Source organism: Salinimicrobium sp. WS361 (assembly GCF_050750585.1).
Lineage (GTDB): Bacteria > Bacteroidota > Bacteroidia > Flavobacteriales > Flavobacteriaceae > Salinimicrobium.
Genome location: NZ_JBOJLM010000019.1, coordinates 57,856 through 63,968, shown reverse-complemented (window position 1 = coordinate 63,968; position 6,113 = coordinate 57,856). Strand labels below are relative to the sequence as shown.

4 protein-coding genes and 1 tRNA gene are annotated in these 6,113 nt (G+C 42.5%); 1 reads left to right on the top strand and 4 read right to left on the bottom strand.

All coding sequences use genetic code 11. The features are described 5' to 3' along the window. Positions 1 to 102: 102 nt before the first annotated feature. Positions 103 to 176, bottom strand: a tRNA-Arg gene (locus ACQ93I_RS15255). A gap of 234 nt (positions 177 to 410) precedes the next feature. Here ACQ93I_RS15255 and ACQ93I_RS15250 point away from each other — a divergent pair. Further along, positions 411 to 1,805 carry an alanine/glycine:cation symporter family protein gene (locus ACQ93I_RS15250; protein ID WP_431699266.1) on the top strand — a complete coding sequence of 465 codons (1,395 nt, stop codon included), beginning with the start codon at positions 411 to 413 and terminating at the stop codon, positions 1,803 to 1,805. Here ACQ93I_RS15250 and ACQ93I_RS15245 read toward each other — a convergent pair. The 3 genes from ACQ93I_RS15245 to ACQ93I_RS15235 all read right to left on the bottom strand — a co-directional run bounded on the left by ACQ93I_RS15245 (position 1,792) and on the right by ACQ93I_RS15235 (position 6,092). Next, complete coding sequence (locus ACQ93I_RS15245) at positions 1,792 to 2,838, bottom strand: Gfo/Idh/MocA family oxidoreductase (RefSeq protein WP_431699265.1); 1,047 nt, start codon at positions 2,836 to 2,838, stop codon at positions 1,792 to 1,794. The genes ACQ93I_RS15250 and ACQ93I_RS15245 overlap by 14 nt on opposite strands. Before the next feature lie 67 nt (positions 2,839 to 2,905). Beyond that, positions 2,906 to 3,355 carry a response regulator gene (locus ACQ93I_RS15240; RefSeq protein WP_266070766.1) on the bottom strand — a complete coding sequence of 150 codons (450 nt, stop codon included), beginning with the start codon at positions 3,353 to 3,355 and terminating at the stop codon, positions 2,906 to 2,908. Then, positions 3,339 to 6,092, bottom strand: a complete 2,754-nt coding sequence (locus tag ACQ93I_RS15235; RefSeq protein ID WP_431699264.1) for a PAS domain-containing protein — start codon at positions 6,090 to 6,092, stop codon at positions 3,339 to 3,341. Before ACQ93I_RS15235 ends, ACQ93I_RS15240 begins: the two co-directional genes overlap by 17 nt. Positions 6,093 to 6,113: the final 21 nt, after the last annotated feature.

The following is a 6,113-nucleotide window of genomic DNA, read 5'->3' as shown; positions in this document are numbered from 1 at the left end:
GTAATTCGATATTAATCAATATTTTTTAACATTAATTAACATCAAAAAAAATAAAAAACCCTGTAAATCAGTGAGTTACAGGGTTTGTTGAAGTGGATATAGTGACCTCGACAGGATTCAAACCTGTAACCTTCTGAGCCGTAATCAGATGCGCTATTCAGTTGCGCCACGAGGCCGTTTTGCGGGTGCAAATATAGGTTATTTTATAAAAAACGAAAATATTTTTGTGCAAAATAAAGTATTTTTTGTCTCCCGCTTTTCTGTTGCTGTTCTCACTGAAGTATAATCTCTTGTTAATGGGAGTATTAAAAGAAAAGTCTGCAGCGCTAAAGTTGTGAAAATTAAAATAAATGATTTGGTGATAAGCCTACCGGGCTTGTATAGTACCCTGCAAATACTATATTTGTTATATGGCAACACTAGATGAGTTCATAGCTCAATTCGCCTCCTTCGTATGGGGCCTTCCGCTTTTAATCTTACTTACGGGGGGAGGATTATATCTTCTCATTCTTTCAAAATTTCTTCCCTTTCGTTACCTCGGGCATTCTATTGAGGTACTTCGGGGAAAATATGATGATCCAAACGATCCCGGGGAGATCAATCATTTCAAGGCGCTTTCTACGGCGCTGTCTTCTACCATTGGGATGGGGAATATAGCCGGCGTTGCTGTTGCTATAGCTATTGGAGGTCCGGGTGCCATGTTCTGGTTGTGGATAAGTGCCATTATAGGTATGGCTACCAAATTTTTCACCAATACCCTGGCCGTCATGTACCGCGGAAAAGATTCTGAAGGAAAGCTCCAGGGTGGCCCCATGTATTTTATCACCGAAGGACTCGGGAAAAAATGGTGGATCATGGCAGCTTTTTTCAGTGTAGCCGGCCTTGTGGGAGCTTTACCGGTCTTTAATGTCAACCAGCTTACCCAGGCTATAAATTATATACTTTTAACACCTAACGGGGTTGAAGTCACCCTAACATCCAACCTGATCATTGGGCTAATCCTGGCTATAATTACTGCAGTGGTGATCTACGGTGGACTCAACCGAATAAGTAATACGGTTTCAAAAATGGTTCCGGTTATGGTGGGGCTTTATTTCGTGGTCGTGCTTATTATTCTGTTCGTAAATCTTGAGCAGGTGCCATACTACTTCAAACTTATTTTTACTGATGCTTTTGCAGCAGAAAATTATGCCGGAGAACCATTTTTGGGAGGTATGTTGGGCGGACTCATTATTCTGGGAATACGGCGTGGTGCCTTTTCAAATGAAGCCGGGATTGGAACTGCTCCCATGGCCCACGGAGCTGCCAAAACTGCCGAGCCAGTACGCGAAGGCCTGGTCGCTATGTTGGGTCCGGCTATAGATACGCTCATTGTGTGCTCCTTAACCGGAATGGCGATTCTTGTCACCGGTGTTTGGCAAACGCACGATGTTAATGGGGTGAGTCTAACAGCTGCCGCCTTTGATGCGTCTATTCCGGGTTATGGGAATTACCTGCTGTTGGTATGTATCGCAATCTTCAGTATATCTTCCCTGTTTTCATATTCTTACTACGGAAGCAAATGTCTTTCCTTCTTAATTGGTGCCAAAAACAAACATTACTACAACTACTTCTATATTCTGAGTATACTTTTGGGGGCGACAACGTCTTTAAGCATGATGATAAACCTCATCGACGGATTTTTTGCTTTAATGGCTATTCCCACTATGACAGCCACCCTAATCATGGCACCTCGAGTGCTGAAGGAGGCAAAAAGATATTTTTTAAAACTGAAGGATTCGGGAAAACCTCTTAACCAAAGGTAATCACCCTGCGCTCATCATGACTTTGTTGCGCCGCTTCTATGACCTTTATGACGTCTCTCGCCTGTTGAGGTAACACTGCAAGAGCTTCTCCCTGTGTAAGGGCATGATACAGGTTTTGGTACACGAAAGGGTAATTGCCGCGTTCACTTTCTAAAAACTTTTCTTCTTCGACAGTATTGAGCCTGCCCCAAATTTCTTTGGGTTCCACACCCCATTCTGCAGTGTTTTGTGGTTTAGCACCTTTTTTGAGATATTCTTCCTGGGGATCAACACCATATTTCACAAAACTTCCCTTTGTACCAGAAAGCTGGTAAGTGGGGCCTTTTTCCTTTACAAGCATTCCTGCTTTTAAAGTAACTTTCAGGTTAGGGTAGAAGAGGAGAAGTTCAAAAGCATCGGGCACCGTGGCATTGTCCCGCTGGGTTCTAATATCGGCAAATACTTCATGAGGAAGTCCGAAGAGACAAAGCGCCTGATCAATTAGATGACTCCCCAAATCATAGAGAATTCCGCTTCCGGGGTTCTCTTTATCCTCTTTCCAGCCGGTTTTTACTTTGTTTCTAAAGCGATCAAAATGGGCTTCATATTCAACCACCCTTCCTAAAAGGCCATTTTCAACTACCTTTTTTACAGTTAAAAAATCACTGTCCCAACGCCGGTTGTGGTGCACGGTGAGCAGTAAATTTTGTTGATGTGCCAGTTTTATAAGTTCATTGGCTTCTCGTACATTGGGAGTAAAGGGTTTTTCAACCAGTACATTTTTCCTTGCTTTTAAGGCTTTTTCAGCAAAAGTATAATGGAGATGGTTGGGTAATACTAAAATGATGAGATCAATTTCGGGATCTTCCAGTATTTCTGAATACTCTCCTACGATCTCAACCTCCGGAAAGTCTTTTTTTGCGGCTTCAACATTGGTAGGGTTGGAGGTGAGGATCTTTTTTACTGTAAATCCATCAACGCTCGATAGGATTGGGGCATTATAGATGCTCCCGCCGGAGCCATAACCTGCAAAGGCAGTATTTACCTGCTTCATTTTTGTTTCAAGATAAAAATTTCTGAAGAATATTGGGCTCTTAAAATGCCATTTTTGACACCCTTCTTTATTTTTTCTGATTTTCCTCCACGTTCTGAAAGAAGAATTTTCGAAGAGGCTCCAGATTTTTGATCTTAAGGGTGCACGCCACTGTTAAAGGCTTGCGGCAAAAATGAATTACGTGCTCAAACTTTTGGGCTTTTACAGCATCCTGATGGTTGATTGAAGATGTCACCACCACCACGAATACCTGGGCCTGCATAGGTTCTTTTTTGAGTCTTTTCAACACCTTCCAGCCGTCAAGTACGGGCATGTTGAGGTCGAGCAAAACCAGGAAGTGTTTTCCGGGTTTGTCGTGCTTCCTAAGATAGTCAAGCGCTTCCTTCCCGTTGTAGCAAAGTACCGGAGAATGTTCAATTCGGGAAGATTTAAGACTGCTCTTGTGCAATAAAGTCACTACTTTATCGTCATCTACTACCAGAATTTCCAAACGACCTGAATTATCTGGCTTCAACATTAATCTTTTCAGTTTTTTCTACAATATTCCTAATAATATCATCGAGCTCGTTAGCCGATTCTTTCATGTGAAATAGGATCTCTTTTTTTGACATTTCCTCAAACAACTCTTCTTCCAGCAGGTGTAAAAGGCCTTTTATGCGTGCCAGTGGGGCTCTCACCACGTGAGACTGTTCCCAGGCAATTTCCTTTAGCACCTTATTTTGCTTTTGAACTTTTTGCAAAAGCCTTCTTGAGTTCGTTACATCGAGCACCGCGCCCACCATTCTCGTAGCTTTGCCGTTGCTGTCCCGTAAAATATAGCCGCGGTCTATGATGTGGGCAATGGTACCATCGGCCTTTATAAAGCGGTATTCCAGCTTCCATTTCTTAACTTCAATATTGTTCACGGCATAGGCGAGAGAACGTTGCACCTTTTCCCTGTCTTCGTCAACCACTTTTTTAAGCCAGAAAGAGTGTACCGTGGTGGCCTGGGTGGCATCGTAGCCAAAGATCTTTTTGTAGCCTTTGCTTCGTGTCACCGAATCTTTTTCAATCTCCCAGTCCCAAATCATTTCATTGGTGGCTTTCATGGCCATCTTAAAACGTTTGTTGGCGATCTTTAAAGCTTCTCTTTTTGTGGTTATTTCTGAAATATCGCTGGTGGCACCTATAAGCCGTATAGCCTTACCGGTATAATCTCTAATGATGTAACCGCGATCTACCACCCGGGCATAAGTGCCGTCGGCCTTCCTGAAGCGGTATTCTGTTTTTATAAAATCTTCGTTCGGATTGGAGATTGCAGTCGCCAGTTTCTTCTTTTCACCCTGTTTATCTTCGGGGTGCACGTTATTTCTCCAGAAATCATATTGATCTACTGCTTCCGCAGAATAGCCAAACAACTCTTGGGGTCCTCTGTGGAAACGGGTGACTTTGTTTTTCACAAGATCCCAATCGTAAATAAGATCTTGCGTGGCCGTTGCTGCCAGTTGATAGCGTTCGTTGATATGCTCAATTTCCCTGGCCTGCTCAATCACTGTGGTAATGTCACGAGAATTGGCTACAATCCCTTTAACGGCAGAATCTTTTAAAAGATTGGTAGCGGTGGTCTGTACCCAACGATAATCGTTGTTCTTATCTTTAAACCTGAAAGGAGAGATTTTTACCTGTTTTTGATCCTTTAACTGGTAGAATTGTTTTTTAACTCTGGGCCAGTCTTCGGGGTGAATGAAAAATTGTGCATTCTTCCCTATGAGCTCCTGCGGATCTAAACCAAGGATCTTCTTGTAATTCTCGCTTACAAAAGAATAGTATCCATTAATATCTAAAATCCCGATAAGATCGGCGCCTTCCTGAACCAGGGCCCTGAATTTTTGTTCACTCAATTTCAGTTCTTCCTCGCTTTGCTTCGCTTTTTTGAGAGCGGCATTACGTTCAAAGGCATTAGTGAGGTTTTGGGTAAGGCTCTTTAAAAAGGTGATTTCTTCTTCTTTCCAGATGCGCTGATACGTACAGTCGTCAAACCCCACAAAGCCGGTAAGTGAATCTCCTACGAAAACTGGCAGTAACAACATAGATTTTATTTGCTGCTCAATAAAAATTTCTCTTAGCTCACCAGGAGCAAGTTCGTCTAAAATAGCAGTAAATGGAAGGTTTTTTACAAGGGGACCAGTAATTTCCTGTACCTTCTTTATTGGCATATTCTGCAGCTCCTTATTATCAATTTGAGGAATGGTTTTTTCGCTGCACCATTCTACCTTTTGACTTATCAATATTTCACCGGTTTCAGGATCGGAGTTTGCCTCAAAATAGTACATCCTGTCGACTTCAACGGTTTCGGCTATGACTCCAAAAGTTTGTTGAAGTGCTTCCTGATTAATTTCTTTTTCAAGGAGGGAGCTTACAAAAGCTGCGTTCACTTCAAGAAAACGGCTTTTCTCCATAATCACCTTTTCGCTGTGCTTTAGCTGAGTGATATCTTTAGCAATTCCATGAACTTCGGCTACACTGCCCTCTAAAAACATAGGCATTAGCAGGATCTTAAGAGCAACCAGGTTGCCTGTAGCCGATAGGAATTCGGCTTCAAATGAGGTTACTTTTCCTTGACGGGACCTTTCAAAATGTTCAATAACGAGGTCCTGGTCATGAGGGGTGCAAAAATTAATGAAGTTGCTATTGATTAACTCTTCTGCAGGTAATCCGGCCATCATGGCAAGACTCTCATTGACATGTAGGAAATTTCCCTCCATGTCAAGCCTGTAAAGCCCGTCAGGGTTACTCCTTATAAAGTTCTTGAATTGTTGGCGGCTTAAACTGAGCTCTTCTTCAATTTCTTTATCGCGTTTCTTGCGTTTATTCTCTGCCGTAACTTCCCCGGCGCAGTGCAGGATCACTTCCACTTTTCCGGCTTCGTTCTTTATTGGGAAATTCTGAGAACTGAAATAGCGTTCTTCAAGTTCTCCCGTAACTTTATTTTCTACGTCGTACCGGAGGTCGTTTACCTCTTCTTTTTCTCCTAACTTTACGACTTTTTCTAAAGTCGCAAAGAAGGAGTCAGGCCCATATTCGCTGAGGTTGACATTGGATGAGAAAATTTCCCTACTGTCTTTACCCAATAGATCTTCGCGGGATCTACCCAGTAATTCAAGATAGGCAGTATTAGCCTCTACCATCATGAATGCATTGCACTCTTGCGGTTCTAAGACCAAACAGGCAAAGGGAATGGCTTCAAAAATTTCTTTCCAGCAGTTTTCTCTCATCGCAGGGGGATACAAGTATAA

Coding starts and splice junctions, on each gene's coding strand:
- ACQ93I_RS15240 (WP_266070766.1), bottom strand. CDS start 3,355: ATGTTGAAGCCAGATAATTCAGGTCGTTTGGAAATTCTGGTAGTAGAT.
- ACQ93I_RS15245 (WP_431699265.1), bottom strand. CDS start 2,838: ATGAAGCAGGTAAATACTGCCTTTGCAGGTTATGGCTCCGGCGGGAGC.
- ACQ93I_RS15250 (WP_431699266.1), top strand. CDS start 411: ATGGCAACACTAGATGAGTTCATAGCTCAATTCGCCTCCTTCGTATGG.
- ACQ93I_RS15235 (WP_431699264.1), bottom strand. CDS start 6,092: ATGAGAGAAAACTGCTGGAAAGAAATTTTTGAAGCCATTCCCTTTGCC.